Here is a 26,163-nt window from a genome sequence, read left to right as displayed (position 1 = left end):
ATGAGCCGTACCGTATTTTGCCAGCGCCTGAAAAAAGAGGGCCCGGGTCTCGATTTCCAGCTCTACCCCGGTGAACTCGGCAAGCGCATTTTTGACAATATCAGCAAGGAAGCCTGGACTGAGTGGCAGAAGAAGCAGGTGATGCTGATCAACGAGAAGAAGTTGAACATGATGAACCTCGAGCATCGCCAGCTGCTGGAGAAAGAGATGGTGAACTACCTGTTTGAAGCGGGTGAAGTGGCCATCGACGGTTATACCCCGCCCAGCAAATAACCCGTGAGCGGGGCCGGCCTGCGCAGGCCGGCCCCGTCGACTCACGGCAACGACGGAAGTGACGGGCGGCCCGCCGCCCAGTTTGAGGACTCTATGGGCCGAATTTTCTGGCTGCTGTGCACCCTGCTGTTTCTCTCTGCCTGTTCATCCTCCCCCAAGCCCAATGGCAGCGAGGATGACGATCTCGTCAACGGCAAGGACATCCGCGGCTTTGAACACATGATTAGCGCGCTCTCCCACAATGTGAACGAGATTTGGGGGCGTGAGGCGCTGTTTGCGGGCAAGTTTGACTACGTCAAATACACGGATCAATACAAGAGCCGGGCCCACATCGACTTCTCCAGCGGCCACATCATGGTCGAGACCGTCTCCGGCATCGACCCGCGCTCCCATCTGCGCCGCGCCATCATCGAAACCCTGCTCACCCCGGACGATCCGGCGGAAGTGGATCTCTACTCCGACGCCGAGATCCTGCCCGGCGGCGAGCCCTTCCTCTACGGTCAGGTGCTGGACAACCAGGGCCAGCCGATCCGCTTCGACTGGCGTGCCGAGCGCTATGCCGACTACCTGCTCAACACGGCGATGAAGAAGCGCACCCTCGGCATCCGTACCATCTTCTTCGTCGACATCCCCATGGTGGCCAACCACGAGGACCGACGGGGCTACAAGTACGCCAGCCTGATCCGGGAAGCCTCCCGCAAGTACGGGGTGGCGGAGAGCCTGATCTACGCGGTGATCAAGACCGAGAGCAGCTTCAACCCCTATGCGGTCAGCCATGCCAACGCCTACGGCCTGATGCAGGTGATCCCGGCCACCGCCGGGCGGGACGTCTACGTGCGGGTCAAGGGCAAGAGCGGCCAGCCGACCCGGGAGGACCTGTTCAACCCGGCCTACAACATCGACGTCGGGACCGCCTATCTGCACCTGCTGCAGACCGTCTATCTGGGGGATATCCAGGATCCGCGCTCGCGTCGCTACGCCGTCATCTCGGCCTACAACGGCGGTGCCGGCGGGGTGCTCAACACCTTCTCCAGCGATCGCAAGGCGGCGCCCGGCATGATCAATCAGCTCTCCCCCGAGGCGGTCTACCAGATCCTGACCGAGCAGCACCCCAAGGCGGAAGCCCGCCGCTATCTCTACAAGGTCAATCAGGCCGAGAAAGGGTTCAAGCGCACGCTGGCCCGCACCGGCTAAGCAGACCAAAGCAAAAGGGCGCCTCATGGAGGCGCCCTTGTTACGTCTGGCGTGCGGAGTCAGCCCTTATTTGGCGATGAAACCACCCTTGCTCTGTGGGGCGGCGCCCACCTTCTCCAGCTTCTCCACCTCCACTTCGGTCTTGTTCCAGCTGTGGTCCACCTCGCCACGGATGCGGATCAGATCGTCCGGGCCCACTTCGGTGCCACGCCACACGTCTTGATCCACTTCCACTTCCACCTCGCCACTGGCGTCGCGGAACAGGTAGTTCTCTCCGCCCAGGTGCTTGACCAGCTTCCCTTCCAGGGTGGCCCAACTGTCATCGGCCAGATCCTTCAACTGCGCGACGGACACCTTGTTCTGCTCCTGCGGGCCGGTATAGGCCGCCATGGCGAAAGAAGAGATGGACATCAGGGTCAACAGACCGATTACGCTTGCCTTGTTCATTTCATGCTCCTGTCATTGGGTACGGGTGCAGTCTGCCTGCCGGGGCGTGAAACAAACGTGAAGCCTCCCCATCTGGGTGAAGGGGATGTGACCGTAATCGATTTAATCAGCCCCCACTGCTGCGAAATAAAATTCGGCCTTATACCCTGAAAGATGGCAAAACAGCTTCCCAGCACCTTTGCCTATCGAGGAACAGCCTGCAGGCACCACCTGCTTCCAATCAATGAGAACAACAAGATGAAGAAATGGTTTGTGTGTTTATTGGGACTCTTCGCGCTGACAGTTCAGGCAGCCGACAGTCGCCCCGCCTTCTCCCGGATCGTGATGTTTGGCGACAGCCTCTCCGACACCGGCAAGATGTACAGCAAGATGCGCGGTTATCTCCCCTCCAGCCCTCCCTACTATCAGGGCCGCTTCTCCAACGGGCCGGTCTGGCTGGAGCAGCTGACCCGGCAGTTCCCGGGGCTGACCATCGCCAACGAGGCGGAGGGGGGCGCCACCGCGGTGGCCTACAACAAGATCTCCTGGAATCCCAAGTATCAGGTCATCAACAACCTGGATTACGAGGTCACCCAGTTCCTGCAAAAGGACAGCTTCAAACCCGATGATCTGGTGATCCTCTGGGTCGGTGCCAACGACTACCTGGCCTATGGCTGGAACACCGAGCAGGATGCCAAACGGGTGCGCGACGCCATCAGCGATGCGGCCAACCGCATGGTATTGAATGGCGCCAAGCATATTCTGCTGTTCAACCTGCCGGATCTGGGCCAGAACCCCTCGGCCCGCAGCCAGAAGGTGGTCGAGGCGGCCAGCCATGTCTCCGCCTACCACAACCAGCTGCTGCTGAACCTGGCACGCCAGCTGGCCCCCACCGGCATCGTCAAGCTGTTCGAGATCGACAAGCAGTTCGCCGAGATGCTGCGCGAGCCGCAGAACTTCGGCCTGAGCGACACCGAGAACGCCTGCTACGGCGGCGGCTATGTGTGGAAGCCGTTTGCCTCCCGCAGTGCCACCAGTGTCGCCAGCGACAGCAGCCTCTCCGCCTTCAACCCGCAGGAACGCCTCGCCATCGCCGGCAACCCGCTGCTGGCCCAGGCCGTGGCCAGCCCCATGGTGCGTCGCAGCGCCAGCACCCTCGACTGCGAAGGCAAGATGTTCTGGGATCAGGTTCACCCCACCACTGTCGTGCACGCCGCCCTGAGCGAGCGGGCCGGTGCCTTCATCGAGGCTCAGTACGAGTTCCTCGCCCACTGATGACAAAGGGCCGACGACAGTCGGCCCTTCTTGTTACATGGCCCAGCCCTCACAGACTGGCACCACTCAGCGATAGCGCTTCACGATGCCGTCGTAGATGCCGTTCTGCTTGATGGTGGCCAGCGCCTCCTGCAGCCGCTTGACCACCTCGGGCGAGGTTTTCAGACTCGCCGCCACGTAGAGATCCCCCCCGGTAAAATCCTCGATGTCGTGCACTATCTTGAGGGTGGACGGCCCATAGCCCGCCTGGCGCGCATAGTAGTAGGCCGTCTCCTGCGACACCGGCCAGAGATCGATGCGTCCCATCAACAGTTTGAGCAGATTGGCTTCATGGTTGTTGTTGCGTTGCAGGTTGGAAAAATTGCGGCTGATGAGGTACTGCTCCAGCGCGTCGTTGCGCACCGTGCCGATGGACCAGGCTCGCGCCTGTGACAGCTGGCTAAAGGGCTTGATATCGTCGCGCTTGGCCAGGGCGAACACATGGAAGTCGATACGCGCTATCACCCCGATCCACTGGAACTGCGCCTCGCGCTCGGGGAAGCGGCTGATGCTGTAGATGAGCACGTTGGGACGGCTGCGCGCCAACGAGATGGCCCGCGCCCAGGGGTAGATGTCCAGACTGTATTCGAAGCCGGCCTCTTCCAGCATGGCCTCCACCACCTCGGTGCCCAGCCCCTTGACCTCGGCCTCTTCCAGATAGTTGTAGGGGGCATAGTCTTCGGTCACCACCTGCAGGGTCTCGGCCGCCCAGCCCTGCACCAGCCATAACGCCCAGCACAGCCATATCCACCTGATGTTCATGCTCACCTCGCTGCAGACCCGCCTCGATTAACTATTGCGCCCCCTCGGCAGAGCGCAAATCACGGCGGCAAATTGCGGCGATGAAAATCACATTATGTTTTATATCAGTTGCTTGAGAACCCGGAGAAAGCGACTACCCTTACTCTGTTGTGGCTGTGCTATAAGCCCGACCCATAAGGAGAGGCGACCCCGTCAACCTCCCCTCAACAATATGAAATTGCAGAGGCTCAACATGAATAAAACACTGATTACCTTGCTGGTTTCAGGCTTGCTTGCGGCCAACGCCCAGGCAGCCGGACAGGACAACACCTGGTATGGCGGTGCCAAGCTGGGTTGGTCCAACTTCTATGGCGTCGATCACAACCAGGATATCAAGGACAACTACGCCATCAGCGAAGAGGACAAGAACGATGTCGGCGCCGGCGCCTTCCTCGGCTACCAGGTCAACCAGAACCTGGGCTTCGAACTGGGTTACGACTGGCTCGGCAAGTACAAATACACGGCGACCGACAAGCTGATCCCCACCGACATCGGCCGGGACGAGATAAAAGCCCAACTGGCCCAGCTCACCATGAAGATCGGCATGCCGGTCAGTGACAACCTGGATCTCTATACCCGCCTCGGTGGCGCTTACGCCTGGACCGACAGCAAGCAGTTCGACAATGACAACGGCGCCGCCTTTGTCGGGGCGCTGGGGGCGGAATACGCCTTCAACCGTGACTGGGCCGCCCGCCTCGAGTACCAATACACCACCCCGCTCGGCGACAACTCGCTCGACAAGACCGGGGCCGAACTCGACAACGGCCTGCTGGCGGTCGCCGTGGTCTATCGCTTCGGCCAGGTCGCCCCCGTGGTGGCGGCGCCGATGCCGGCTCCGGCCCCCGAACCCGTGATGGTCGACAAGCAGTTCACCCTGAGCTCGGACGTGCTGTTCGACTTCAACAAGGCGACCCTCAAGCCGGCCGGTGGTCAGGCGCTGGATAACCTCTACAGCCAGATCGAGCAGGCCAGACCCAAGGATGGCGTCGCCACCGTGATCGGCTACACCGACCGCATCGGTTCCGATGCCTACAACCAGAAGCTCTCCGAACAGCGTGCCCGGACCGTCGCCGACTACCTGGTCGGCAAGGGGCTGCCGGCAGACAAGGTCAACGTGGAAGGGCGCGGCAAGGGCAATCCGGTCACCGGCGACAGCTGCACCAGCAAGTCCAAGCGCGAGCTGATCGTCTGCCTGGCCCCGGATCGCCGGGTCGAGGTCAAGGTCGAAGGGATCTCCGAAGTGCAGCAGTGATCCTCGCCGGTGGGTAACCACCCCAATACAAAAAAACGGGAGGCCAAGGCCTCCCGTTTCATTTTGAGTCGGTGCATCGACATGTCGTCAGGCGCCCTTGCGCACCTCGGACGCAATCTGGTCGAGCAGTTGCTGCCAACCAGCCCCCAGCTCGCTCACCAGAGTGCCGTAGCCGTCGGCAGGCAGCACCCGCACCTGCTGGAAGGGGACGTCACGCAGGACAGTGCCCTCTTCGGTCAGCAGGCGCCAGCGGCCGCTCAGCACGGCGCGACCATCGTGGCGGCCCTGGAAGCGCTCCACCGAGATGGTCAGCACCGGCCCTTTGCGGGCACCGTCCTGCCGTACCACCCAGCCCGGCAAGCGGCTGGAGAGACCGTTCAGGGTCAGCTGATCGAGCTGGGCATCCAGCGACCCCGCCCAACGATGGTACTCGGCGAAGTGCAGCTCCTTGCCCTCCAGCTGATAGACCAGGCTCATCCGATCCAGCTGGCCGGACAGAGAGACAGGTTTGAGCACCAGCTGATGCTGCGGCTGCGCCACCACGGGGGCCGGTTGCTGCGCCTCGGCGTCGAGGGAGTAGTAGTGCAGCTGCGTCGGTGCCGCGCTGCAACCCGCCAGCAGGCCTAGCAAGGCCAGCGTCATCATCCGTTTCTTCATCATTGACCTCGCTTGGGCTCGGGATCACGGGGACGAGCCCGATCGAAAATCAACGAGCTCGGCTGCTCGTTGAGCGAATGTACCAACGGCTGCAACTCGCGCATCAGCTGGTTGAGCGACTGCACCGACTGCCGCAGATCCTGGTTGGTCTGGGAGTTGGCATCATACTCCTGCAGCGTGCTCTGCAACTGTTTCAGGCTGTCGTTGAGGGACGCCGGCAACTGCTGGGTCGCGCTCTGACCGGTGAACTTGTTCAGGTTGGCACTCAGCGCACTGACATTCTTCAGGGTTTGATCCAGGGTCGCCAGGGTGTGGTTGACCTGGTTCAGGGTCTGGGCGGTGTCCATGTCGACGAACTTGTCGAGGATCTGGTTCACCTTGCGTTCGATCTGATCCAGCCCTGCCTGCACGGTCGGGAATACCTGATAGCCCGCCAGTTTGGTGGGCTGGAACTTGGGCGCATCGGGGTAGAAGTTCAGATCCACCACCTTGCCCCCGGTCAGCAGGCTGGAGGTCTTGAGCGTCGCCCGCAACCCCTCCTTGAACTGCTTGCCGAACAGGGCGCGCCACTGCTCCTTCTCCGCGTTGGCATAGCGATGGGAGAGACGCTGCACCTCGATCCGCGCCAGTACCGGGATCTGCCGGCTCTGGAACATCTGCACCCCTTTCTCGTCGATGAGATAGGGCGCCGAGATGACGGTACCGACCCGAATGCCGCGATACTCCACCGCCGCGCCCGGGTGCAGGCCGCCGACGCTGTCCTCGAACAGGAACACGTAGTCGATGAACTGATCCAGGCTACCGGCCAGTACGCTGGCCTGATCCTGGAACAGGGTGAAGTCGTCCATCTGCTTGACCGGCTCGCCGGGTGCCCAGCCAGGGGGCAGCCCCATGGTGATGCCGCCATCCAGCAGGCTCTCCAGCGAATCCATCTTCACCTTCATCCCCTCGCTGCTCATGGAGACCTCAAAGCCCGGGGTCATCCAGAAGCGGGAGTTGCTGCTCACCAGCACGTCATAGGGGGCGTTGATGAAGATCTGATACTGCATCTCGCTCTTCTCGGGCAGGAACTTCGCCTCTTCCACCTGGCCTATGGTGAAGCCCTGGTAGTTGATGGGCGAACCCACCCCGAGTGCTCGGGTATCCCGGCTGCTCAGCGATAATCGCAGCCCCTTGGCGTCCTGCGAGGCCAGTGGCGGCTTGTCCAGCATGGCGTACTCGTCGCGCGCCTTGCCCTTCTTGCCGGGGGCCAGCTCGATGTAGGCGCCGGAGAGCAGGGTGCCGAGGCCCGACACCCCTTCGCGTCCCACCCGCGGCTTGACCACCCAGAACTGGCTGTCCTTCTTGAGCATGCCGGCGGCGGCATTGGTCAGGCGGGCCTTCAGCACCGCGTGGCTGTAGTCATCGCTGAGCTCCACCGCCTCGATGCGACCCACCTCCACCTCGCGGGAGCGGATCATGGTCTTGCCCGCCACTATCCCTTCGGCTGTTGCCACCGTCAGGGTGAAGCTGGGACCTTGCGAATACCAGTGCTGGAACAGCATCCAGATCCCGATGAACAGCGCCAGCAGCGGCACCATCCAGATTGCGGCGGCCGAGCTCAGAAAGTCCGAGCCAGGTTTCCACCTCTTCTTACGCTCACTCACGTTCGCGTTCTCCTTGTTGTAAATCCCAGATCAGGCGGGAATCGAAACTCATGGCAGCCACCATGGTCACCAGAACCACACCTGCAAAAGCGACGGCCGCAGGGCCCGGATAGATGGTCATCAGGTTGTCGAGCCGGATCAGACCCGCCAGGATGGCCACCACGAAGACGTCGATCATCGACCAGCGCCCCACAAATTCAGTCATGCGATAAAGCTTGAGCTTGCCAAGGGGCGAGGTGCCCTGCCCGCGCTGCACCATGTAACAGAGCCACAACAGCGCCAGGATCTTCACCAGCGGCACCACCACGCTGGCGAAGAAGATCACCGCCGCGATGGGATAGGAGCCCATGGCCCACAGCACCAGCACCCCGCCCAGAATGGTGGAGGGGCTGTCATCCCCGAGGAAGACGGTATCCATGATGGGATAAAGGTTGGCCGGCACGTAGAGGATGATGGAGGTAAAGAGCAGCGCCCAGGTACGGTTCAGTCCACCCGGCTTGCGGCTGTGCAGATGCTCGCCGCAGCGTTTGCAGCTGTCGGCACCGGCTTCGCTCAGCGCGCCGCAGATGTGGCAACCCACCAGGCCGGCGCTCATGGCGCTGGCCTCGTCGTCATCCACCGTCACGCCATGCGGCTCGCTCGGCCCGAACAGCCGCTGCCACAGCCACATCCGGTCCAGCGACGAGATCATCTTGATCAGCAGCAGGGTGTAACCGACGAAGGCCCAGAACGACAACCCCATCTTGATGTCGGCCATCCCCATCAGTTTGACCAGGGAGATGAGCACCCCGATGAGGAAGACATCCACCATCAGCCAGGGCTTGATCCGGCACAGCAGCCGACCGAGAGAGCGCAGGGCATTGCTGTGCAGATCCTTGTCGACCCGCCACAGCACCAGCATGATGGAACCGATATAGACCAGCGGCAGGCCGATGAGGGTCAGGCTCAGCACGGCCCCGAGGAACAGGTAGCCCTGATCCACCAGGGTGGTGATGCACTGAAGGAAGGTCATCTCCTGCCCCACCCCCTTGGCGGAGAAGGACATGAAGGTAAAGGCGTTGGAGAGCACGAACATGATGATGGCCGCAAAGCCGTAGGCGATGGGCCTGCGCTCCTGCTCCGGCAGATGGCGGCTCAGGGTATGACCGCAGCGCGGACAGCTGCTCGCCTCCCCCACGGCCAGCGTGGTGGCCGGCACCAGCAGGTCGCACTCTTCGCACGCGGTGGCGTCATGGGTATAGGTGAGTTGATGTTGGTGTGAAACCGGATGCAAGATGAAACCCCAGCATTAGGCCCGCCACGGGGCCAGAACCGCCAATTATTACAGCAGCGGCCCGTGCCGACCAGCCCTCTCGTTGCACCACCCCGACCGGGCGTGAGAATGACTTTGACAAGCAAGTGACCATTTAGCACAATCAAACGCCACTTTTTTTCCGCGGGACAATAATTTATGACAACTGAATCCCCAAGCTACTCCACGATCGAGCAAGCCTTCTCCCTCGGGAACGGGCAAGATTCTGCCCTCAACTGGTTGCGCAAAAACCGCAGTCAGGTCGCCATCTTCCTGGTGAGCGGCATCAAGCTGGAGGGGACCATCAGCGGTTTCGACCAGTACAGCGTGCTGCTGACCGATGCCCATGGCAACCAGCAGCTGGTCTACAAGGCCAAGATCTCCACCATCGCCATGCACTCCGGCCGGCCGCAGGTCAATATCCAGCGTGCTCGCAAGCCTCGCGTCTCCATGGCGCCGCGCCCCCACGGCGCACCCGGTCGTTACGACGACAACCAGGGCGGCAACAGCGACCAGTAAGGCCATGCCCATGTCACCCCGCGACCATCGCTGCGTCAGAGGGTGACCGAGTCCATTCCCATTTGTCATGACAGTCCCGTATGGGAATGGACTTTCTACCTCAGCGCCCATGATGACGCTCTCTGCCCAGATTCAATGCGGCAGCTTCAATACTGCAAGCCGACCGGTCTGCCCTCCCTGACCATGCAGGTCTGCATACCCGCAGCCTGACCGGCCTGTACGCCAATCCCCGTATCCTCAAACACCAGACAACCCGCCGGATCGACCCCCAGCTTGCTGGCCACCAGCAGGAAGGTATCCGGGTGGGGTTTGTGCAGCTCGACATCATCGGCCGTCACCACCACGGAGAAGTAGCGATCCAGCCCGGTATTGCGCAACACGGCGGCGGCATTGACCCGCGGTGAACCGGTGCCTATCCCCATGGGGATGCGGCCATGGTAACGCTCGACCAGTGTCTGCATGGCCGGGAAGACGGTTGCCTTGTGCAGGTTGGCCACGTAGTGCTCAGTCTTGCAACGGGTCACGATGAGCGGATCGAGCGCGATCTGCTGCTGCTCGGCCACCAGCAGGGCTATCTTGCGGCTCGGCATGCCACCCAGCTCATAGAACCAGTCGGGATCGAAGTGAAAGCCAAACTCCCGGGCCGTGTGCGCCCAGGCGGCGAGGTGCAGCGGCATGGAGTCCACCAGGGTGCCGTCGAGGTCGAATACCAGGCCTTGAAAGCCGGAGAGGGTCATGGTGCGGGATCCGTGTCTGAAAAAGGGCCCCCATTCTAGCCAGAGCCCCTCTCGCTCGCCACGGCCTAGGTGGCGAGAAACGCTTGCCCCCACATTTGTGCCTGAAAATAGATGGGAGTCAGCTTGGCGGGATCCAGCTTATAAGTAGGCGCCAGCTGGGCCAGCAGTGGCCAGTCGCCCTGTTCATAGCACTTCACCAGCTGAAACAGATGAAACAGCGGTCCCTCACGAGACTCCAGCGCTCGCTTCACGTCCTTGGGCAGATGGGCCTTGAGCTGTTCGGAGAGCAGCGAGCCGTCCAGCACCAGCCCCACCAGGAAGGCCCAGCTGGCGGCGGACTTGCCGAGTGCGCTCAGGGCGATCAGCTCGCAGAAGCGGCCGCGGGCAATGGCCATGCGGGTGCAGGCCTCCGGAATGTGCTGACTGACCCTGGCCAATCCGTAGATAAGCACGAACTTGCGGATCTCCTGCTCCCCCAGATAGGAGAGCGCCCGGTTAACCGAAACGATGGGGCTGGCATGATCGAAACCGGGAGCGTTGACGTAGCTCAACAGCTGCCCCGGCAGCCAGGCATCCTGCTGCAGCAGGGTCGCCACTCGGGCGAAGGAGAACTCCTCATGGCAGATGAGCTGCAGTATCTCCTGCACCAGCTTCATGTCCGGCTGGGCGGCGCGCTGGTTCACCAGCTCGGGGCGCGCCAGGAAGCCGCCGGCAAAGAAATCGACCCCTGCCTCCTTGAGCGGCAGAAAATCCCCCCAGCTCTCGATGCCGAGGGCCATCCGCTTGTGTTCGGTCGGCTGACGGATCCCCTCCTCCCCCATCCAGAACACCAGCAGACGGGAGGCGCTGAGCCAGCGCTGCTCGCGCTGGGCACCGTGCACCGCCAGCCGGCGCCGGTAGTCGCGCCACTGCTCCAATACGGGAAAAGAGGTGGGCAACCGTTCGGCCGAAGCCTCTACCAGTGGAATGGTGTCCTGATCGAACAGCAGAGGGCGCAGCTCATCGAGCTGTTCGTGGGTGAAAGGCAGCAGATATTGGCGCCCCTGTGCCAGCAGCCGGCACTGGGCGGCCAGCAGGGGCCATTCGGCAGGGTCGGCAAGCTGATAGTCAATGCCATAGGCCACGAGAGCGAGACGACGGTTGAAGATGGGATAACGACGTAACAACATGGGCTCACCGATAGGCTAGCGTACACGCCCTCCCCTGCGATTTGGCATGATAGAGCGCCTGATCGGCCTGTTCGGTCAGGCTCTGCCATGTTCCATCCAGCGAGGGAACCAGATAGCTAAAGCCTATGCTAACCGTAATGAAATCAGCAACTCGGGAGGCTGGATGCGGGATTTTTAATTCACTGAGCCCCTGGTGAATCTGTTCCGCCAGCCGCTCCGCCTCACCGGGTTGCGGACCGCACAGCAGGATCACGAACTCTTCGCCGCCGTAACGCGCCACCAGGTTGGTACGCCGCCGTTCCGCATCCTGCAGCAGGGCGGCCACCTGCTGCAGACACTGATCCCCCTTGGCATGGCCGAAGTGGTCGTTGTAGGACTTGAACTCGTCCACGTCGATCATCAGCACCGCCAGCAGACTCTGGTGCCGGCGCGCCCACTCCCACTCCCGCTGCATGGTGAGATCCCACTGACGGCGGTTGGCGATGCCGGTGAGGGGATCTTCCAGCGACAGCATGGAGAGCCGTTTGTTGGCCTCCGCCAGCGCCCGGTTGCTCTCCGCCAGCTGCATGGTACGCTCGCTGACCCGCTGCTCCAGCTCGCGGTTGAAACGTTCAAGCGCCGCCTGGGTACGCTGGCGGATCAGCAACTGGGAGAGCATGGCGGCATACTGCTTGAAGATCTCGCTCTGATAAGCCTTGAGCGGCCGGCGCCACAGCAGGTTGTCGGCGGCGATCCAGCCGATGGGAGTGGCCCCGTCCCACAGCGAGACCATGGCATTCCAGCCACGCCCCACCTCCTGCTTTTCGTAGTAGAGCGGCGCATCCTCCAGCACCAGCACATAATCCTTGCGGCGCAGCGCCTCCTGCACCGTGGGGTGATCAGGGATCGGGCTGATGAAGTGGTGCTCGTCGATCAACTCGCCCACCTCGTTGGTGCCCCAGGTGCCGTGCATGGTCTTGAACTCGGCATCCACCAGGAAGATGGCGATGCGGTCGAACTGCAGCTCCTGACGAGCCAGCGCCACCGCATCGTGCAGCAGCTGGTGTTCACTGTCACAACGCGCCAGCTTGACTCCCACCTGGTGCAGCGCCTGCAGCATGCTGAGGAAGGAGCCTTGCAGCGCCTGGCTGCGGATGAGGTCGGCCTGGGTGTGCAGCCGCTGATCCCGCTCCAGATCGACCTGGCTGGCCAGCAACCGGCTCTCGAGCTCGGCGGCAAGATAGTGCATCAGCAGCTGGATGCCCTGTTGCTGGCGCCGGGGCAGGCGATCGATACGGCGGCGGGTCTCCAGGTAGACCACGGCCTCCAGCCCTTTGTGGCGCTTGAGCGGGAAACAGGCGCGCAGGCGCACCGTCTGTGGCTCGACCGTTTCCCAGAGCTCGTTGTGCTGGGCGAGCGGCTCCACCATCAGTTGTCCCTTGTCGAGGGCGTGTTCGATGAAGAGGATCGGTAACTTGAGGGGGGCGACGGCATCGGCCGTCAGGCTGACCAGTCCCTGATCGAGCTGGAAGCTGTAGAGCTGCGACTCGGGGGCGCGCAGCCACAAATAGATCTGTTCGGCTTCGGTTTTTTCCCTGATTGCCGCCAGTGTCACTTCACAGAGGTGTTCAAAGCTGGTGAAGTGCTCTGGATCCCATTCCTGCATGCCTGCCATCCTTGGTTGTATCCAAGCGAGTATATCGGCAAAGCCTGCACTTTAATTGACTGGCCAGTCAAAAGCGCGATCCAGAGCCCATTTTTTATAACAAATTCAAGGCGTGCATCGCCTCGCGGATGCGGGTACGCGTTGCCTCGGAGAGCGGCATCACCGGCAGGCGGCACTCCTCGCTGCAAAAGCCCAGCAGGGAGACGGCATACTTGGCACCGGCCGGGCTCGGCTCGGCAAACATCGCCTGATGCAGCGGAATGAGTTTGTCTTGCAGTTCACGCGCAGCTTGCCACTGGCCGGCCAGCGCCAGGTTTTGCACCTCGGCCACCAGCTTGGGGGCCACGTTGGCCGTCACCGAGATACAACCCTGACCGCCGCCGATGTTGTAGGCCACGGCGGTGGCATCTTCGCCGGAGAGCCAGGCGAATGGCTTCTTGATCAGCTGGCGCTCCACCCAGGGGCGGGCCAGATCGCCGGTCGCATCCTTCACCCCGGCGATGCGCGGCAGCTCGGCCAGGCGGGCCAGGGTCGCCGGCTGCACGTCAACGATGGCGCGCGGCGGGATGTTGTAGACGATGATGGGCTTGCTGGTGGCGTCGTGCACCGCCTTGAAGTGGTGATAGAGCCCCTCCTGATTGGGACGGTTGTAGTAACCGGCCACGTGCAGGGTGGCATCGGCCCCCATCTGCTCGGCATAACGGGTGTATTCGATGGCTTCAACCGGGTTGTTGGAACCGGCCCCGGCGATCACCGGGATGCGGCCCGCCACCAGCTTGACCACCAGCTCCACCACCCGGCAATGCTCATCGTGGGTCAGGGTCGGACTCTCGCCCGTGGTGCCCACCGGCACTATGCCGTGGGTACCCTGTTCGATATGCCACTCCACCAGACGCGCCAACGCCTCTTCATCCAGCTTGCCCTGTCGAAAGGGGGTGATCAGGGCGACGATTGAACCTTTGAACATGGAATTTCCTTCTCCGTTGACTCATGAATGTGGCAATAAAAAACCCCGGTACGATGTGCGCAACCGGGGTTTGAATCTGCTCAGGGATGAGAGGTTACGCGCGAACGTCGGCAGGCCCGAATGTCAGGCTTTTTTTATGCTTTCGTTTCAACCCGTTGAACCGCATTGCGTCATCTCTGCTCAAAAAATGGTGTCTGGGCATATTTCGGGAACACGGCATAAATGTCAAGGCGAAAGCGGCTATGTATAATGGCCGCCCAAAATTGCGTGGAGAGACCCGATGAGCAGCCCGATCAGTGCCGTCAGCCAGATGCTGGAACGAAACCAAGCCCTCTTTGTCGGCAAGCGGCTGCTGGTGTGCGGCGCCCTGGAGGATGACTATCCGCGCCAGCTGGCAACCCTGACCCACTCCCTCACCGTGTTTACCACGGATTACTGCTATTACCGCAGCCAGCAGGCCGCGCTGGGCGACGCCATCCTGTTCGATCACCAGCTGGGTGGCGCCCCCCGCTTCGATGCCCTGCTGCTGCTGATGCCCAAGGCCAAGGCCGAGGCCCAATACCTGCTGGCCATGATGACCCCGCTGCTGGACGCCGGTGCCGAGCTGTTCCTCGCCGGCGAGAACCGCGGCGGCATCAACGGGGCCGACAAGCTGCTGGCTCCCTATGGCGAGAAGCCGGTCAAACGCGATTCGGCACGCCGCTGCTCCCTCTATCACGGCGAACTGAGCAAACCGGTGGCCCCGTTCGAGCTGGACGCCTGGTTTGGCCGCTACCAGTGCCAGGCTGGCGATACCGAGCTGACCGTGCTGGCGCTGCCCGGCGTGTTCAGTGCATCCGAGCTGGATCTGGGCAGCCAGATGCTGCTGGCCAGCCTGCCGGCCATGCAGGGAACGCTGCTCGATTTCGGTTGCGGTGCCGGGGTGATCGGCTCTGTGCTGGCCAAGCGCAATACTGAACTCAGGGTCACCATGGTGGACATCAACGCGCTGGCGCTGGAATCCAGCCGCCGTACCCTGGCTATCAACGGTCTGCAGGGCGCGGTGCGGGCGTCCGACGTCTATTCCGACATCCAGGAAAAATTTGACCGCATCGTCTCCAACCCGCCGTTCCACGCCGGTCTCAAGACCTTCTACGCCGCCACCGAAACCTTCCTGGCCAAGGCGCCGGAGCATCTGTCGCAGCAGGGCACCCTCACCATAGTTGCCAACGCCTTTCTGCGATATCAGCCTATACTGGAGACGCACTTCAAACGGACGGAAGTGATCAGTGGCGATGCCAAATTCAAGGTCTATCTGAGCAAAGTGTAAATAAGTGTAAGCAGTCACCGGAAACAGGTAGAGAGCCCCATACGGGATCTGATAAGGTAATTGACACACCTCAAACCACCCCTTTAGGGGTGTTTTTTTGCATCAGGCTGAAAACCTTTTCATAGTATGAATTCAGGGAGAGAAATACGATGGCAGGCATACTCACCATGATCCTGGCGGGCGGCGAAGGTACTCGCCTCCAGCCACTCACCACCACCCGCAGCAAGCCCTCGGTTCCCTTTGGTGGCAGCTACCGACTGATCGACTTCGTGCTCAACAACTTCGTCAACGCCGACTTCCTACGCATCTATGTGCTCACCCAGTTCAAGTCCCAGTCCCTCTATCTGCACATGAAGAAGGGCTGGAATATCGTCGGCATCACGGATCGCTTCATCGACCCCATTCCGGCCCAGATGCGGATGGGAAAACGCTGGTATGACGGCACGGCCGACGCCATCTATCAGAACCTGCGCTTCATAGAGATCTCCGACCCCGAGCACGTCTGCATCTTCGGCTCCGACCACATCTACAAGATGGACGTGAGCCAGATGGTGAGCTTCCACAAGCAGAAGGCCGCCGCTCTGACCGTCGCCGCCCTGCGCATGCCCATCGAAGAGGCGAGCGCCTTCGGGGTGATCGAGGTGGATCAGGAGGGCCGGATGATCGGCTTCGAGGAGAAGCCCAAGCGGCCCAAGCACATCCCCGGCGATCCCACCCAGGCGCTGGTCTCCATGGGCAACTACATCTTCGAGACCGAGTCGCTCTATCGCGAACTCAAGCGCGACGCCGCCGAGGAGAACTCCAGCCATGACTTCGGCAAGGACATCATCCCCAGCCTGTTCCCGCGCGCCCCCGTCTATGTCTACGACTACAGCACCAACGTGATCCCGGGCGAAAAGCCCAACGTCTACTGGCGCGACGTGGGGACGCTGGACTCCTACTGGCAGGCGCACATGGACCTGGTGGCCGACGATGCCCCCTTCTCCCTCTACAACCGCAAGTGGCCGCTGCATACCCACTATCCACCGCTGCCGCCCGCCACCTTCGTCGACACCGACGACTGCAAGGTGAAGATCGCCAACTCCTTGATCTCCGGTGGCTGCTTCATCCAGGGCAGCCAGATCCAGCGCTCCATCCTGGGTTTTCGCTGCAACATAGGCCCTTGCAGCCATATCAGCGAGTCGGTTCTGCTCGGTGATGTGAAGATTGGCGAGGGCTGCTCCATCCGCCGCGCCATCATCGACAAGAACGTTGAAATTGCGCCCGGCACCGTGATCGGTGAAAATCTGGACCATGACAGAGAGCGATTTACCGTGTCCGAAGGCGGTATCGTCGTGGTACCTAAGGGAGCAAGAGTTGGCTATTAACCCACTGAAAATCCTGTTCGTTGCCTCGGAAGTTGAGGGGCTTGTGAAGACCGGGGGCCTGGCGGACGTAGCCAGAGCCCTGCCGCTGTACTTGGCCCAGAAGGGACATGATGTCAGGATCATGCTCCCCTTCTACAAGACGATAAAGCGACGGGATGAGGCCAAACTGCTGGTCTCGCGCTGGTTGCCAACCCACCCGGGCCTGCCGGATATCGGCTATCGCATCTATCAGATGGATCTCGAAGGGGTCTGTGTCTACCTGCTCGATTGCCCGCAGTACTTCGATCGCCCCCAGCTCTATGCCGAAAACAACCAGGCCTATCCGGACAACGGCGAGCGTTTCGCCTTCCTGGCCGCCGCCGCGCTGCACGCCTGCGAGCAGCTCGCCTTTGCCCCCGAGATAGTGCACTGCAACGACTGGCACACCGGCCTGCTGCCGCTGCTGCTGAAAACCCGACATGCCCACAACCCCTTCTTCCAGCACACTCGCAGCGTGATCAGCATTCACAACGCGGCGTTCCAGGGGGTATTCGAGCGCCAGCAGTTCTGGGCCGTGCCCGAGATTGCCGACTACGAACAGCGCATCAGCTATGACTACGGCCACGTCAACCTGCTCAAGTGCGGGGTGCTCTATGCCGACAAGATCAACGCGGTCAGCCCCAACTATGCCAGCGAATTGCTGACCCACCTGGGGGCCCACGGCATGGCCAGCGTCTTCCAGCAGCGGGCGGCGGATCTGCGTGGCATCCTCAACGGCTGCGACTATCAGGACTGGGATCCGGCCTTCGACGACTTTCTGCCGGCCACCTATGACGTCGACAACCTGGCCGGCAAGGGCGTCTGCAAGCAGAGCCTGCAGCAGGAGCTGGGCCTGCCGGTGGTGGACCTGCCCATCTACGGCATGGTGTGCCGGCTGACCGAACAAAAAGGCGTGCATCTGCTGCTGCCGGTGCTGGACAAGTTTCTGCATCACAAGGTGCAGGTGGTGATCGTCGGCTCGGGTGATCCCTCCCTCGCCACCCAGCTGCGCACCCTGGCCCAGCAATTCCCGGACCGGCTCGCCTTCATCAATACCTATGACGACCGGCTCGCCCACCTGGTGGAGGCCGGTGCCGACTTCTTCCTGATGCCCTCCCTGTTCGAGCCATGCGGCCTCAACCAGATGTACAGCCTGACCTACGGTACCCTGCCGCTGGTAAGGGCGGTCGGCGGTCTGAAGGATACTGTGGTGGACTGGGATGCCGATCCGGCACATGCGACCGGCTTCTGCTTCAACGATCCGACCGCCAACATACTGCTCGATGCCATGCGCCGCAGCCTGCTCTATTACCTGCAGGACCCCGAGCAGTTTGCCCGGGTTCAGCGCAATGCCATGAACACCCGCTTCAACTGGCCTGATTCGGTTATCCAGTACGAGCAGATGTATCGGGACGCCCTGGCTCGCCAGTGACGCTAATTGCTGAAGTTTTGTCCCCTTGATGCTGCTTTGGGCGTCAACAGCGAAAAAAGTACCTTCTGGCTGTTGACGCCCCCCCAAAACTCTATAGAATCCCCCACCGCAGTGATGCGAAGGTGGCGGAATTGGTAGACGCGCTAGCTTCAGGTGTTAGTGTCCCACGGATGTGAGGGTTCGAGTCCCTCTCTTCGCACCATACTGCAACATGCTCTTATCAGACGGCATGTAAATTCAGACTGATAACCCGATGTGCGAAGGTGGCGGAATTGGTAGACGCGCTAGCTTCAGGTGTTAGTGCCCCCCGGGTGTGAGGGTTCGAGTCCCTCTCTTCGCACCATGCTTTTATCAGACAGCATGTAAATCCAGACTGATAACCCGATGTGCGAAGGTGGCGGAATTGGTAGACGCGCTAGCTTCAGGTGTTAGTGCCCCCCGGGTGTGAGGGTTCGAGTCCCTCTCTTCGCACCATGCTTCTGGCATGTAAAACGCAGAAAATGCGCTCCAACCGCATTTAAAAACCAGCTGGAGAAAATCAGTGTGCGAAGGTGGCGGAATTGGTAGACGCGCTAGCTTCAGGTGTTAGTGTCCCACGGATGTGAGGGTTCGAGTCCCTCTCTTCGCACCATTCATTCTGCAAAAGGCCCATCACGAAAGTGACGGGCCTTTTGTTTTTACCCCTTGTTATGACTATGCTTTTGACGACTCACCGCCCATCGTCATGCCAAGGAATGCATATGATACTGGATACCGACATTCACAACTTCTACGAGCATCTGGTGCTCAAGGAGATTGAGAAACAGGGGCTCAGCCAGACACTGAGCGCCAACCAGATGGCCGATCTCTGCTGCCTGACCCTGAACCAGCTCCCCTCCCACTATATTCGCCACGACGTCGACATGATCTACTTCCTGACCGATGCCAAGCGCAACGAGATGGAGAAGAACGTCATCACCTCCCTCAAACAGGCGCTGGAAAAGGTGCAGAGCGCACCGGCCACCTCGTCATAACCAGGGCTGCTGCCAGACAAGGGCCGCCACTCCGGTCATGCCGGCCACCGGCAGCAGGATCAGCGCTGGTCTCAGCCTGGGTTCGAACATGACCCAGGCGGCCAGCAAGAAGCCCAGACTCCATACCCCGTACTCCCTCTCCTGACCCCAGATCAGGATGGCCAGCAGCCCGATCAGCAGCATGGCCCTCACTATCCATCTCATGACACACTCCCCTCCAATAAATGATAACAATTATCATTTGTATTTTATGAGTATGCAATCGGACTTTCCTATCGGAGTCGAATGTCCCATCGGGGCAGACAGAGCACTCAAAAACGGGTTATGAGATCAACTAAATTGTAAGTTTTTCAATCAAAATTGCATTTTTGCCAAATCAGTTGGGATTTGTCCCCCCTGGTTTGTGGTAGATTGCGGCCTCTTTTTGGGTGGGCCCCTCGGGATACGTGTATCCACAGGACGAGAGGGACCGACCTTGGCGAGCAAGAGTTTAGGAAGTATCTATGCAAAACCAACACAACCACATCCGATTGCCGGGCATGTCGCAGGTGTTTGCCTGTCTGGCCATTTTCCTGGCCCTGGCCTTCTCCTTCACCAGCGTGCTCGACCTGCCAATCCAGTTGGCACTGTTCATCGCCTGGTTTGTCATCATGGGGCTCGGCATCAAGCTCGGCCATGATTACAAATCCCTGGAGCAGGCAGCCGTCGACGGTGTCGCCAAGGGGATGGGGGCCATCCTGATCCTGGTCTCCGTCGGCGCCCTGGTCGGCACCTGGATTGCCGGCGGCATAGTCCCCAGCATCATCTACTTCGGCCTCAAGGTGATACACCCGTCCATCTTTCTGCTGGCGACCCTGATCATCTGCTCGCTGACCTCGCTGGCTACCGGTACCTCCTGGGGCTCGGCCGCCACCGCCGGCATCGCCATGATGGGCATAGGCCACAGCCTGGGGGTGCCCGCGCCGCTGGTGGCGGGGGCCGTGCTCTCCGGCGTCTACTTCGGTGACAAGCTCTCTCCGCTCTCCGACTCCGTGGTGCTGGCCTCGACCATGTCCAACGTCGACGTGATGGAGCACATCAAGGGGATGCTGCCCATCAGCCTGTTCTCCTACGTCATCACCGCCGCCCTGTTCACCGTGGTCGGCATGCAGTACTCCGGCAACGTCAGCCTGGAGCAGGTCAACCTGGTGATGGAGGCGCTCGACAAGCAGTTCAACATCACCCCGCTGGCCATAGTGCCCGTGGTGCTGGTGCTGGGCCTGTTGGCCAACCGCAAGCCCGCCTTCCCGGTGATCAGCTTCGGCGCCCTGCTGGGCCTTGTCTGGGCCATCCTGTTCCAGGACATGGATCCGGTGAAGGCCATGCACTCCGCCTACAGCCCGTTTGCCATCACCTCCGGCGTCGACTTCATCGACAACATTCTGGGCCGTGGCGGCATGGAGTCCATGCTGGGCTCGGTGGCGGTCATCATCTTCGGTCTGGGCTTTGGCGGCCTGCTGGAGAAGGTCGGCATCCTGGAAGTGATCGCCAGTGCCTTCGAGAAGCGCATCAAGGGTGCCGGCAGCCTGACTACCCACACCATAGGCACCGCCTTCCTGGCCAACGTGTTCGGCTCGGCCATGTATGTGTCGCTGATCCTGACCCCCAAGATCATGGCCAAGAACTACGACCGGCTGGGACTGGCGCGCAAGAACCTCTCCCGCAACGCCGAGTTTGGCGGCACCCTCACCTGCGGCATGGTGCCCTGGAGCGACAACGGCATCTTCATGGCCGGGGTGCTGGGAGTGGCCACCCTCGACTACCTGCCCTACATGTGGCTCAGCTTCACCTGCATCATTGTGACCATCACCCTCGCCTATCTGGGCAAGGCGGTGAACCGGATCCCGGTGATCGAGGCGGCCAGCTCCCGCTAACCGCCGGAAAAACCATGACAAAGGCGCCAACACGGCGCCTTTTGTCTGGGCGCGATTCGAGGTTAAGCTGGCACTCACCTTGATCGCACGCGGCAGGACGCCCAGATGAACTTCACCTTTCGCCAGATCCGCTATTTCGTGGCGGTGGCCGACAGCTTCTCGGTCAGCCGCGCCGCTGCCGAGCTGCACATCTCCCAGTCGGCAGTCACCAGCGCCATCCGCGAGCTGGAGAGCGAGCTCGGCGCCCCCCTGTTCGATCGCAACCCGCGCGGGGTCAGCCTCACCACTCAGGGCCACCAGTTTCTGCTCCACGCCCGTCGCATCCTCGGCGCCATGACCGAGGCGAGCCACTCCCTCAAGGCGGTAGCCCAGCAGGATCAGGGGCGGCTCACTATCGGCGTAACGACCCTGGTGGCCGGCTACTACCTGTCGGAGGCGCTCGGCCGCTTTCGCCGCGCCTTCCCGGCGGTACAGATCGAGGTGAAGGAGGACGAGCAGCCCTATCTCGAGCACCAGATCGTCAACGGCGAGGTGGACGTGGGGATCCTGATGACCAACCGCACCATCCGCCAGGAGGCGTTCGATACCGAGCTGCTGACCCGCTCGCCGCTGCGGGTCTGGCTCGCCGCCAACCACCCGCTCTGCGCCGAGTCGACCCTCTCTCTCAAGGCGCTCGGCGAAGAGCCCATGATTTCGCTGACCGCCGACCAGCTGGACCAGATCATCGGTGGCGGCCTGCGCCGCTACGGCATAGCGCCGCGCATCGTGCTGCGGACCGCCTCGGTGGAAGCGGTGCGCAGCCTGGTGGCCAGCCAGCTCGGGCTCGCCCTGCTGCCGGACTTTGCCTACCGCCCCTGGTCGCTGGAGCAGGAGCGGGTCGAGGCCCGCGCCATCAAGGAGCCGATCCCCGCCATCGACATCGGCCTGGTGTGGCGGCGCGGTTCACGGCTGGAGTGGACCGCCCGCGAGTTCATCGACATAGTGCGGGATCAGAGCCGGCTGCGGGCCCGGCAGGCACTCCCTCGCTAGCCCTCTCTTACCGGGTGACCACTAAAATTCAGATTCATCTGCACTCGATATCGATTTAGCAGATACCTTTGGCGTTAAAAATTGAAATTCTCATTGCTCAGCGCTTCTCCTACGATCATGACTGGTTAACAGGATGTTAATTGTCAGCGAGGCATCACCACAGTGCCCGCCCCAGCAAGGAGAGCAAGATGAAACTGACCCCCCTCACCCTGGCCCTGATCCCCGCCCTGCTGGCAGGCCAGACCCAGGCAGCCCCCACCACCCTAGGCAAAGGTGAAGACCAGCTCAACATCGTAGCCTGGGCCGGCTACGTGGAGCGCGGCGAGACCGACAAGAACTACGACTGGGTGACCGGCTTCGAGCAAGAGACCGGCTGCAAGGTCAACGTCAAGACGGCGGCCACCTCGGACGAGATGGTGGCGCTGATGAACGAGGGGGGCTTCGATCTGGTGACCGCCTCCGGCGACGCCAGCCTGCGCCTCATCGCCGGCGGCAAGGTGCAGGCGCTCAACCTGGCGCTCATCCCGAGCTACGGCAAGATAGATCCCCGTCTGCAGAATGCCCCCTGGCACACGGTGGACGGCAAGCACTACGGCGTGCCCTATCAGTGGGGCGGCAACATATTGATGTACAACACCAAGGTTTTCCCCAAGGCCCCCGACTCTTGGAGCGTGGTGTTCGAGGAGCAGACCCTGCCGGACGGCAAGTCCAACAAGGGACGGGTGCAGGCTTTCGACGGCCCCATCCACATCGCCGATGCGGCCCTCTATCTGATGAGCCACCAGCCGGCGCTCGGCATCAAGGATCCTTACGAGCTGAACGAAGATCAGTACAAGGCCGCCCTCGACCTGTTGCGCCAGCAGCGTCAGCTGGTGGGGCGCTACTGGCACGACGCCTTCGTCCAGATCGACGACTTCAAGAACGAGGGGGTGGTCGCCTCCGGCTCCTGGCCGTTCCAGGCCAATACCCTGATCGCCGACAAGCAGCCCATCGCCACCACAGTGCCCAAGGAAGGGGTCACCGGCTGGGCCGACACCAGCATGGTGCACAGCGAGGCCAAGAACCTCACCTGCGCCTACAAATGGCTGGAGCACTCCCTCAACAACAAGCTGCAGGGGGATCTCGCCTCCTGGTTCGGCTCCGTGCCCGTGGTGCCGGCCGCCTGCGAGGGCAATGCCCTGCTCGGGAAAGAGGGGTGCAAGACCAACGGCATCGACAACTTCGATCGGGTGCGCTTCTGGCGTACTCCCGTCTCCCAGTGCAAGAGCCAGGGAACCTGCGTGCCTTACTACCGTTGGGTCTCGGACTATATCGCCATCCTGGGTGGTCGCTAAGGCCGGCTAACCACAGGGCCGGACAGGAGTCCGGCCCGCTTCCCACACAGACAAGGACGTCCCATGAACGCCGTACAATTTGACCGGGTCAGCCGCCACTATGGCGAGGTGAAGGCGGTCGACGACATCTCCTTCCAGATCCCGGCCGGCGAGTTTTTCACCCTGCTGGGGCCGAGCGGTTCCGGCAAGACCACCTGCCTGCGAATGATTGCGGGCTTCGAATACCCGAGCGAGGGGGAGATCCGGCTGTTCGGTGAGCCCTGCTCCACCGTGCCCCCCTACGACCGCAACCTCAATACCGTGTTTCAGGACTACGCCCTGTTTCCCAACATGGATGTGCGCGACAACATAGGCTATAGCCTGATGCTCAAGGGCGTGGCCAAGACGGAGCGCTACCGCAAGGTAGATGAGATGCTGGAGCTGGTGCGCCTGCCCGGCGTCGGCAACCGCAAGCCCGGCCAGCTCTCCGGCGGCCAGCGCCAGCGCATCGCCATCGCCCGGGCGCTGATCAACCAGCCGCGCATCCTCTTGCTGGACGAGCCGCTCGGGGCGCTCGACCTCAAGCTGCGCGAGCAGATGCAGCTCGAGCTCAAAGCCTTGCAGCGCCAACTCGGCATCACCTTCATCTTCGTCACTCACGATCAGCAGGAGGCGCTCTCCATGAGCGACCGCATCTGCATCTTCAATCAGGGCAAGATCGAGCAGATCGCCGCGCCGGACACCATCTACGACGCCCCCGCCACCCCCTTCGTCGCCCGCTTCGTCGGCACCGTCAACCTGTTCGAGGGAGAGCAGGCCCGCCGCCTGTGCGGCGATGAGCGCCAGATAATGGTGCGCCCGGAGCGGATCCGCCTCGCCGAGGCCGGTACGCCCGGCTGGTCAGGGGAGGTGCGCGAGGTGGAGTATCTCGGCCCCTTCGTGCGCTATCGGGTCGATCTCGGCGAACAACTCGAGCTCATCGTCAACCACCCCAACGAGGGTCAGGCCCGCCTGCCCCGTGGCACCCGGGTCAGCCTCAGCTGGCCGGAACAGGCGATCCATCGTCTGCACACCGCCCACCAGGGAGCTCAACCATGAGCGCCCCCCACAGTGCGAGCCTTGCCATGAGCCACGCTACCGACTCCGTTCGCGTCAGGCCGCTGCGGCGCCTCTCCACCCTGCTCTACGGGCGGCCAGGTCTGTTGCTGGCCATCCTGCTCGGGCCGCCCCTGCTCTGGCTCGGCATCATTTATGTCGGCTCCCTGCTGATGCTGCTCTCCAACGCCTTCTTCGGGCTGGACGAGTTCAGCGGCCAGATCCGCCACGAGCTGGGGCTGCAGAACTTCGCCGCCCTGCTGCGGGCGGAGAATCTGGACGTGATCCTGCGTACCGTCGGCATGTCGCTGCTGGTAACCCTGGCCTGCGCCCTGCTCGGCTTCCCGGTGGCCTACTACATGGCGCGCTACACCAGCGGCAAGACCCGGGCCCTGTTCTACGTCGGCATCATGCTGCCGCTCTGGTCCAGCTATCTGGTGCGGGTCTACGCCTGGAAGCTGATCCTGGCCAAGGAGGGGGTCGTCAGCTGGCTGGCTGACACCCTGGGGCTGGACTGGCTGCTGGACGCCATCCTCTCCCTGCCGGTGATCGGCGGGCCGTCGCTCTCGTTTTCCCGCATCGGCACCTTCATCGTGTTCGTCTACGTCTGGCTGCCCTTCATGATCCTGCCCATCCAGGCGGCGGTGGAGCGGATCCCGCGATCCCTGCTCGAGGCGAGCGGCGATCTCGGCGCCACCCCGGCCCAGACCTTTCGCACCCTGATCCTGCCGCTGGCCCTGCCCGGTGTGGTGGCGGGCTCCATCTTCACCTTCTCCTTGACGCTGGGGGACTACATCATCCCCGGCATCATAGGCAACTCCACCATGTACATCGGTCAGGTGGTCTACATGCAGCAGGGCACGGCGGGCAACCTGCCCTTCGCCGCCGCCTTCTCGCTGGTGCCCATCCTCATCATTGCCATCTATCTGGCGATAGCAAAACGTCTGGGGGCCTTCGATGCGCTCTAATCCCTCTACGAACCAGCCCTCCGGCCTGCTCAAGTACGCGGCCATCGGCGGCCTCCTGTTCCTGCACTTCCCGATCCTGTTCATCTTCCTCTACGCCTTCACCAGCGAGAGCAAGAGCTACCAGTTCCCGCCCCCCGGGCTCACCCTCAAGTGGTTCGAGGTGACCCTGAACCGCCCCGACGTGTGGCGCGCCATCCAGCTGTCGCTGGAGGTGGCCGGGCTCGCCACCCTGGTAGCCATGGTGCTCGGCACTCTGGCGGCGGGGGCCATCGCCCGCAGCCGCTTCTTCGGCCAGGAGGTGGTGTCGCTCTTGCTGGTGCTGCCCATCGCCCTGCCCGGCATCGTCACCGGCATCGCGCTGCGCTCCGCCTATGGGGTTATGGAGATCCCCTTCAGCTTCTGGACCATCGTCATCGGTCACGCCACCTTCTGCGTGGTGGTGGTCTACAACAATGCCCTGGCGCGCTTTCGCCGTACCAACCAGAGCCTCATCGAGGCGTCGATGGATCTCGGCGCCGACGGCTTCCAGACTCTGCGCTACGTGATCCTGCCCAACCTCGCCACCGCGCTGCTGGCGGGGGGCATGCTGGCGTTTGCGCTGAGCTTTGACGAGGTGATCGTCACCACCTTCACCGCCGGCCAGCAGACCACGCTGCCGATCTGGATGTATCAGGAGCTGATCCGGCCACGGGACAGGCCGGTCACCAACGTGGTGGCGCTCATCATAGTGGCCTTCACCACCATTCCCATTCTGCTTGCCTACTACCTCACCCGCGACGGCCAGGACGTCGCCGGCAGTGGCAAATAACGACTCA

25 protein-coding genes and 4 tRNA genes are annotated in these 26,163 nt (G+C 62.0%); 19 read left to right on the top strand and 10 right to left on the bottom strand.

What is annotated here, in order from left to right; genetic code table 11:
• On the top strand, positions 1-273 hold the full coding sequence (locus AB5Y94_RS17740; RefSeq protein ID WP_005305420.1) for an oxidative damage protection protein: 273 nt from the start codon (positions 1-3) through the stop codon (positions 271-273).
• 93 nt (positions 274-366) lie between these two features.
• Positions 367-1,467, top strand: a complete 1,101-nt coding sequence (mltC, locus tag AB5Y94_RS17735) for a membrane-bound lytic murein transglycosylase MltC (RefSeq protein WP_368206245.1) — start codon at positions 367-369, stop codon at positions 1,465-1,467.
• A 66-nt stretch (positions 1,468-1,533) separates the two neighbouring features.
• On the opposite strand, the gene AB5Y94_RS17730 is transcribed toward mltC, so the two are convergent.
• Positions 1,534-1,914, bottom strand: a complete 381-nt coding sequence (locus tag AB5Y94_RS17730; RefSeq protein ID WP_005305426.1) for a YgiW/YdeI family stress tolerance OB fold protein — start codon at positions 1,912-1,914, stop codon at positions 1,534-1,536.
• Between the two features lie 237 nt (positions 1,915-2,151).
• Here AB5Y94_RS17730 and AB5Y94_RS17725 point away from each other — a divergent pair, with 237 nt between their 5' ends.
• Positions 2,152-3,168 (top strand): SGNH/GDSL hydrolase family protein, encoded by a 1,017-nt coding sequence (locus AB5Y94_RS17725; RefSeq protein WP_368206244.1) that lies wholly within the window; start codon positions 2,152-2,154, stop codon positions 3,166-3,168.
• Between the two features lie 66 nt (positions 3,169-3,234).
• Here the strand turns inward: AB5Y94_RS17725 and AB5Y94_RS17720 are convergent, their stop codons facing one another.
• Positions 3,235-3,969, bottom strand: coding sequence for a substrate-binding periplasmic protein (locus AB5Y94_RS17720; RefSeq protein ID WP_368206243.1), 735 nt, complete (start codon positions 3,967-3,969; stop codon positions 3,235-3,237).
• Between the two features lie 232 nt (positions 3,970-4,201).
• On the opposite strand from AB5Y94_RS17720, the gene ompA reads away from it, so the two are divergent.
• The gene (gene ompA, locus AB5Y94_RS17715) at positions 4,202-5,260 is read left to right on the top strand and encodes a porin OmpA (RefSeq protein ID WP_123246664.1); all 1,059 of its coding nucleotides are present in this window, start codon (positions 4,202-4,204) and stop codon (positions 5,258-5,260) included.
• A gap of 87 nt (positions 5,261-5,347) precedes the next feature.
• Here ompA and AB5Y94_RS17710 read toward each other — a convergent pair whose 3' ends face one another.
• Genes AB5Y94_RS17710 through AB5Y94_RS17700 form a run of 3 tightly spaced genes read right to left on the bottom strand, consistent with a single transcriptional unit; the run spans position 5,348 to position 8,836 of the window.
• A complete protein-coding gene (locus tag AB5Y94_RS17710) occupies positions 5,348-5,917 on the bottom strand; it encodes a membrane integrity-associated transporter subunit PqiC (protein ID WP_368206242.1) in 570 nt (189 codons plus the stop codon).
• Positions 5,917-7,563 carry an intermembrane transport protein PqiB gene (gene pqiB, locus AB5Y94_RS17705; RefSeq protein WP_005305443.1) on the bottom strand — a complete coding sequence of 549 codons (1,647 nt, stop codon included), beginning with the start codon at positions 7,561-7,563 and terminating at the stop codon, positions 5,917-5,919. Before pqiB ends, AB5Y94_RS17710 begins: the two co-directional genes overlap by 1 nt.
• Positions 7,556-8,836 carry a PqiA/YebS family transporter subunit gene (locus tag AB5Y94_RS17700; protein WP_368206241.1) on the bottom strand — a complete coding sequence of 427 codons (1,281 nt, stop codon included), beginning with the start codon at positions 8,834-8,836 and terminating at the stop codon, positions 7,556-7,558. The genes pqiB and AB5Y94_RS17700 overlap by 8 nt, the downstream gene beginning before the upstream one ends.
• A 177-nt stretch (positions 8,837-9,013) precedes the next feature.
• Between AB5Y94_RS17700 and hfq the strand changes: the two genes are divergently transcribed.
• Complete coding sequence (hfq, locus tag AB5Y94_RS17695; protein WP_005305447.1) at positions 9,014-9,373, top strand: RNA chaperone Hfq; 360 nt, start codon at positions 9,014-9,016, stop codon at positions 9,371-9,373.
• 146 nt (positions 9,374-9,519) lie between these two features.
• On the opposite strand, the gene AB5Y94_RS17690 is transcribed toward hfq, so the two are convergent.
• The 4 genes from AB5Y94_RS17690 to dapA form a co-directional block, all read right to left on the bottom strand.
• Entirely contained in the window at positions 9,520-10,110 is a 591-nt protein-coding gene (locus AB5Y94_RS17690) for an HAD family phosphatase (RefSeq protein WP_024943147.1), read from the bottom strand.
• Positions 10,111-10,175: 65 nt separating this feature from the next.
• Complete coding sequence (locus tag AB5Y94_RS17685) at positions 10,176-11,279, bottom strand: HDOD domain-containing protein (RefSeq protein ID WP_017785013.1); 1,104 nt, start codon at positions 11,277-11,279, stop codon at positions 10,176-10,178.
• Between the two features lie 4 nt (positions 11,280-11,283).
• Positions 11,284-12,924 carry a diguanylate cyclase gene (locus AB5Y94_RS17680; protein WP_017788195.1) on the bottom strand — a complete coding sequence of 547 codons (1,641 nt, stop codon included), beginning with the start codon at positions 12,922-12,924 and terminating at the stop codon, positions 11,284-11,286.
• Positions 12,925-13,018: 94 nt separating this feature from the next.
• Positions 13,019-13,891 (bottom strand): 4-hydroxy-tetrahydrodipicolinate synthase, encoded by an 873-nt coding sequence (gene dapA / locus AB5Y94_RS17675; RefSeq protein ID WP_010636009.1) that lies wholly within the window; start codon positions 13,889-13,891, stop codon positions 13,019-13,021.
• A gap of 280 nt (positions 13,892-14,171) precedes the next feature.
• Between dapA and rsmC the strand changes: the two genes are divergently transcribed.
• From rsmC to AB5Y94_RS17635, 8 genes are all read left to right on the top strand, one after another.
• A complete protein-coding gene (rsmC, locus tag AB5Y94_RS17670) occupies positions 14,172-15,200 on the top strand; it encodes a 16S rRNA (guanine(1207)-N(2))-methyltransferase RsmC (RefSeq protein WP_368206240.1) in 1,029 nt (342 codons plus the stop codon).
• 149 nt (positions 15,201-15,349) lie between these two features.
• Positions 15,350-16,567 carry a glucose-1-phosphate adenylyltransferase gene (gene glgC / locus AB5Y94_RS17665; RefSeq protein ID WP_005305468.1) on the top strand — a complete coding sequence of 406 codons (1,218 nt, stop codon included), beginning with the start codon at positions 15,350-15,352 and terminating at the stop codon, positions 16,565-16,567.
• Positions 16,557-18,017: a glycogen synthase GlgA gene (gene glgA / locus AB5Y94_RS17660; RefSeq protein ID WP_201899987.1), complete on the top strand. Its 1,461-nt coding sequence runs from the start codon at positions 16,557-16,559 to the stop codon at positions 18,015-18,017. Before glgC ends, glgA begins: the two co-directional genes overlap by 11 nt.
• A 116-nt stretch (positions 18,018-18,133) precedes the next feature.
• A tRNA-Leu gene (locus AB5Y94_RS17655) sits at positions 18,134-18,219 on the top strand.
• Positions 18,220-18,274: 55 nt separating this feature from the next.
• Positions 18,275-18,360 (top strand) — tRNA-Leu (locus AB5Y94_RS17650).
• 45 nt (positions 18,361-18,405) lie between these two features.
• A tRNA-Leu gene (locus AB5Y94_RS17645) sits at positions 18,406-18,491 on the top strand.
• 71 nt (positions 18,492-18,562) lie between these two features.
• Positions 18,563-18,648, top strand: a tRNA-Leu gene (locus AB5Y94_RS17640).
• A gap of 109 nt (positions 18,649-18,757) precedes the next feature.
• Positions 18,758-19,030: a late competence development ComFB family protein gene (locus AB5Y94_RS17635; protein WP_005305474.1), complete on the top strand. Its 273-nt coding sequence runs from the start codon at positions 18,758-18,760 to the stop codon at positions 19,028-19,030.
• Here AB5Y94_RS17635 and AB5Y94_RS17630 read toward each other — a convergent pair.
• Positions 19,025-19,234, bottom strand: a complete 210-nt coding sequence (locus AB5Y94_RS17630; RefSeq protein ID WP_017766456.1) for a hypothetical protein — start codon at positions 19,232-19,234, stop codon at positions 19,025-19,027. The genes AB5Y94_RS17635 and AB5Y94_RS17630 overlap by 6 nt on opposite strands.
• Positions 19,235-19,533: 299 nt before the next feature.
• On the opposite strand from AB5Y94_RS17630, the gene nhaC reads away from it, so the two are divergent.
• The 6 genes from nhaC (at position 19,534) to AB5Y94_RS17600 (ending at position 26,156) form a co-directional block, all read left to right on the top strand.
• Positions 19,534-20,943, top strand: coding sequence for a Na+/H+ antiporter NhaC (nhaC, locus tag AB5Y94_RS17625; protein ID WP_005305478.1), 1,410 nt, complete (start codon positions 19,534-19,536; stop codon positions 20,941-20,943).
• Between the two features lie 105 nt (positions 20,944-21,048).
• Positions 21,049-21,972 carry a LysR family transcriptional regulator gene (locus tag AB5Y94_RS17620; RefSeq protein WP_005305481.1) on the top strand — a complete coding sequence of 308 codons (924 nt, stop codon included), beginning with the start codon at positions 21,049-21,051 and terminating at the stop codon, positions 21,970-21,972.
• A 188-nt stretch (positions 21,973-22,160) separates the two neighbouring features.
• Positions 22,161-23,306: an ABC transporter substrate-binding protein gene (locus AB5Y94_RS17615; RefSeq protein ID WP_368206239.1), complete on the top strand. Its 1,146-nt coding sequence runs from the start codon at positions 22,161-22,163 to the stop codon at positions 23,304-23,306.
• 63 nt (positions 23,307-23,369) lie between these two features.
• Positions 23,370-24,383 (top strand): ABC transporter ATP-binding protein, encoded by a 1,014-nt coding sequence (locus tag AB5Y94_RS17610; RefSeq protein WP_368206238.1) that lies wholly within the window; start codon positions 23,370-23,372, stop codon positions 24,381-24,383.
• On the top strand, positions 24,380-25,348 hold the full coding sequence (locus AB5Y94_RS17605) for an ABC transporter permease (RefSeq protein WP_368206237.1): 969 nt from the start codon (positions 24,380-24,382) through the stop codon (positions 25,346-25,348). Before AB5Y94_RS17610 ends, AB5Y94_RS17605 begins: the two co-directional genes overlap by 4 nt.
• Entirely contained in the window at positions 25,338-26,156 is an 819-nt protein-coding gene (locus AB5Y94_RS17600) for an ABC transporter permease (protein WP_017779087.1), read from the top strand. The genes AB5Y94_RS17605 and AB5Y94_RS17600 overlap by 11 nt, the downstream gene beginning before the upstream one ends.
• The last annotated feature ends 7 nt before the right edge of the window (positions 26,157-26,163 follow it).

The sequence above is a fragment of the Aeromonas sp. s5 genome, assembly GCF_040907865.1.
Taxonomy (GTDB): Bacteria; Pseudomonadota; Gammaproteobacteria; order Enterobacterales; family Aeromonadaceae; genus Aeromonas; species Aeromonas dhakensis.
Note: the sequence above shows the minus strand (reverse complement) of the source record. Positions and strands in the feature narration are given on the sequence as shown.

Excerpts from the sequence above, each read along its gene's own strand:
- AB5Y94_RS17740 (WP_005305420.1), top strand. The coding sequence starts at position 1 with ATGAGCCGTACCGTATTTTGCCAGCGCCTGAAAAAAGAGGGCCCGGGT.
- mltC (WP_368206245.1), top strand. The coding sequence starts at position 367 with ATGGGCCGAATTTTCTGGCTGCTGTGCACCCTGCTGTTTCTCTCTGCC.
- AB5Y94_RS17730 (WP_005305426.1), bottom strand. The coding sequence starts at position 1,914 with ATGAACAAGGCAAGCGTAATCGGTCTGTTGACCCTGATGTCCATCTCT.
- AB5Y94_RS17725 (WP_368206244.1), top strand. The coding sequence starts at position 2,152 with ATGAAGAAATGGTTTGTGTGTTTATTGGGACTCTTCGCGCTGACAGTT.
- AB5Y94_RS17720 (WP_368206243.1), bottom strand. The coding sequence starts at position 3,969 with ATGAACATCAGGTGGATATGGCTGTGCTGGGCGTTATGGCTGGTGCAG.
- ompA (WP_123246664.1), top strand. The coding sequence starts at position 4,202 with ATGAATAAAACACTGATTACCTTGCTGGTTTCAGGCTTGCTTGCGGCC.
- AB5Y94_RS17710 (WP_368206242.1), bottom strand. The coding sequence starts at position 5,917 with ATGAAGAAACGGATGATGACGCTGGCCTTGCTAGGCCTGCTGGCGGGT.
- hfq (WP_005305447.1), top strand. The coding sequence starts at position 9,014 with ATGACAACTGAATCCCCAAGCTACTCCACGATCGAGCAAGCCTTCTCC.
- AB5Y94_RS17690 (WP_024943147.1), bottom strand. The coding sequence starts at position 10,110 with ATGACCCTCTCCGGCTTTCAAGGCCTGGTATTCGACCTCGACGGCACC.
- AB5Y94_RS17685 (WP_017785013.1), bottom strand. The coding sequence starts at position 11,279 with ATGTTGTTACGTCGTTATCCCATCTTCAACCGTCGTCTCGCTCTCGTG.
- AB5Y94_RS17680 (WP_017788195.1), bottom strand. The coding sequence starts at position 12,924 with ATGCAGGAATGGGATCCAGAGCACTTCACCAGCTTTGAACACCTCTGT.
- dapA (WP_010636009.1), bottom strand. The coding sequence starts at position 13,891 with ATGTTCAAAGGTTCAATCGTCGCCCTGATCACCCCCTTTCGACAGGGC.
- rsmC (WP_368206240.1), top strand. The coding sequence starts at position 14,172 with ATGAGCAGCCCGATCAGTGCCGTCAGCCAGATGCTGGAACGAAACCAA.
- glgC (WP_005305468.1), top strand. The coding sequence starts at position 15,350 with ATGGCAGGCATACTCACCATGATCCTGGCGGGCGGCGAAGGTACTCGC.
- AB5Y94_RS17635 (WP_005305474.1), top strand. The coding sequence starts at position 18,758 with ATGATACTGGATACCGACATTCACAACTTCTACGAGCATCTGGTGCTC.
- AB5Y94_RS17630 (WP_017766456.1), bottom strand. The coding sequence starts at position 19,234 with ATGAGATGGATAGTGAGGGCCATGCTGCTGATCGGGCTGCTGGCCATC.
- nhaC (WP_005305478.1), top strand. The coding sequence starts at position 19,534 with ATGCAAAACCAACACAACCACATCCGATTGCCGGGCATGTCGCAGGTG.
- AB5Y94_RS17620 (WP_005305481.1), top strand. The coding sequence starts at position 21,049 with ATGAACTTCACCTTTCGCCAGATCCGCTATTTCGTGGCGGTGGCCGAC.
- AB5Y94_RS17615 (WP_368206239.1), top strand. The coding sequence starts at position 22,161 with ATGAAACTGACCCCCCTCACCCTGGCCCTGATCCCCGCCCTGCTGGCA.
- AB5Y94_RS17610 (WP_368206238.1), top strand. The coding sequence starts at position 23,370 with ATGAACGCCGTACAATTTGACCGGGTCAGCCGCCACTATGGCGAGGTG.
- AB5Y94_RS17605 (WP_368206237.1), top strand. The coding sequence starts at position 24,380 with ATGAGCGCCCCCCACAGTGCGAGCCTTGCCATGAGCCACGCTACCGAC.
- AB5Y94_RS17600 (WP_017779087.1), top strand. The coding sequence starts at position 25,338 with ATGCGCTCTAATCCCTCTACGAACCAGCCCTCCGGCCTGCTCAAGTAC.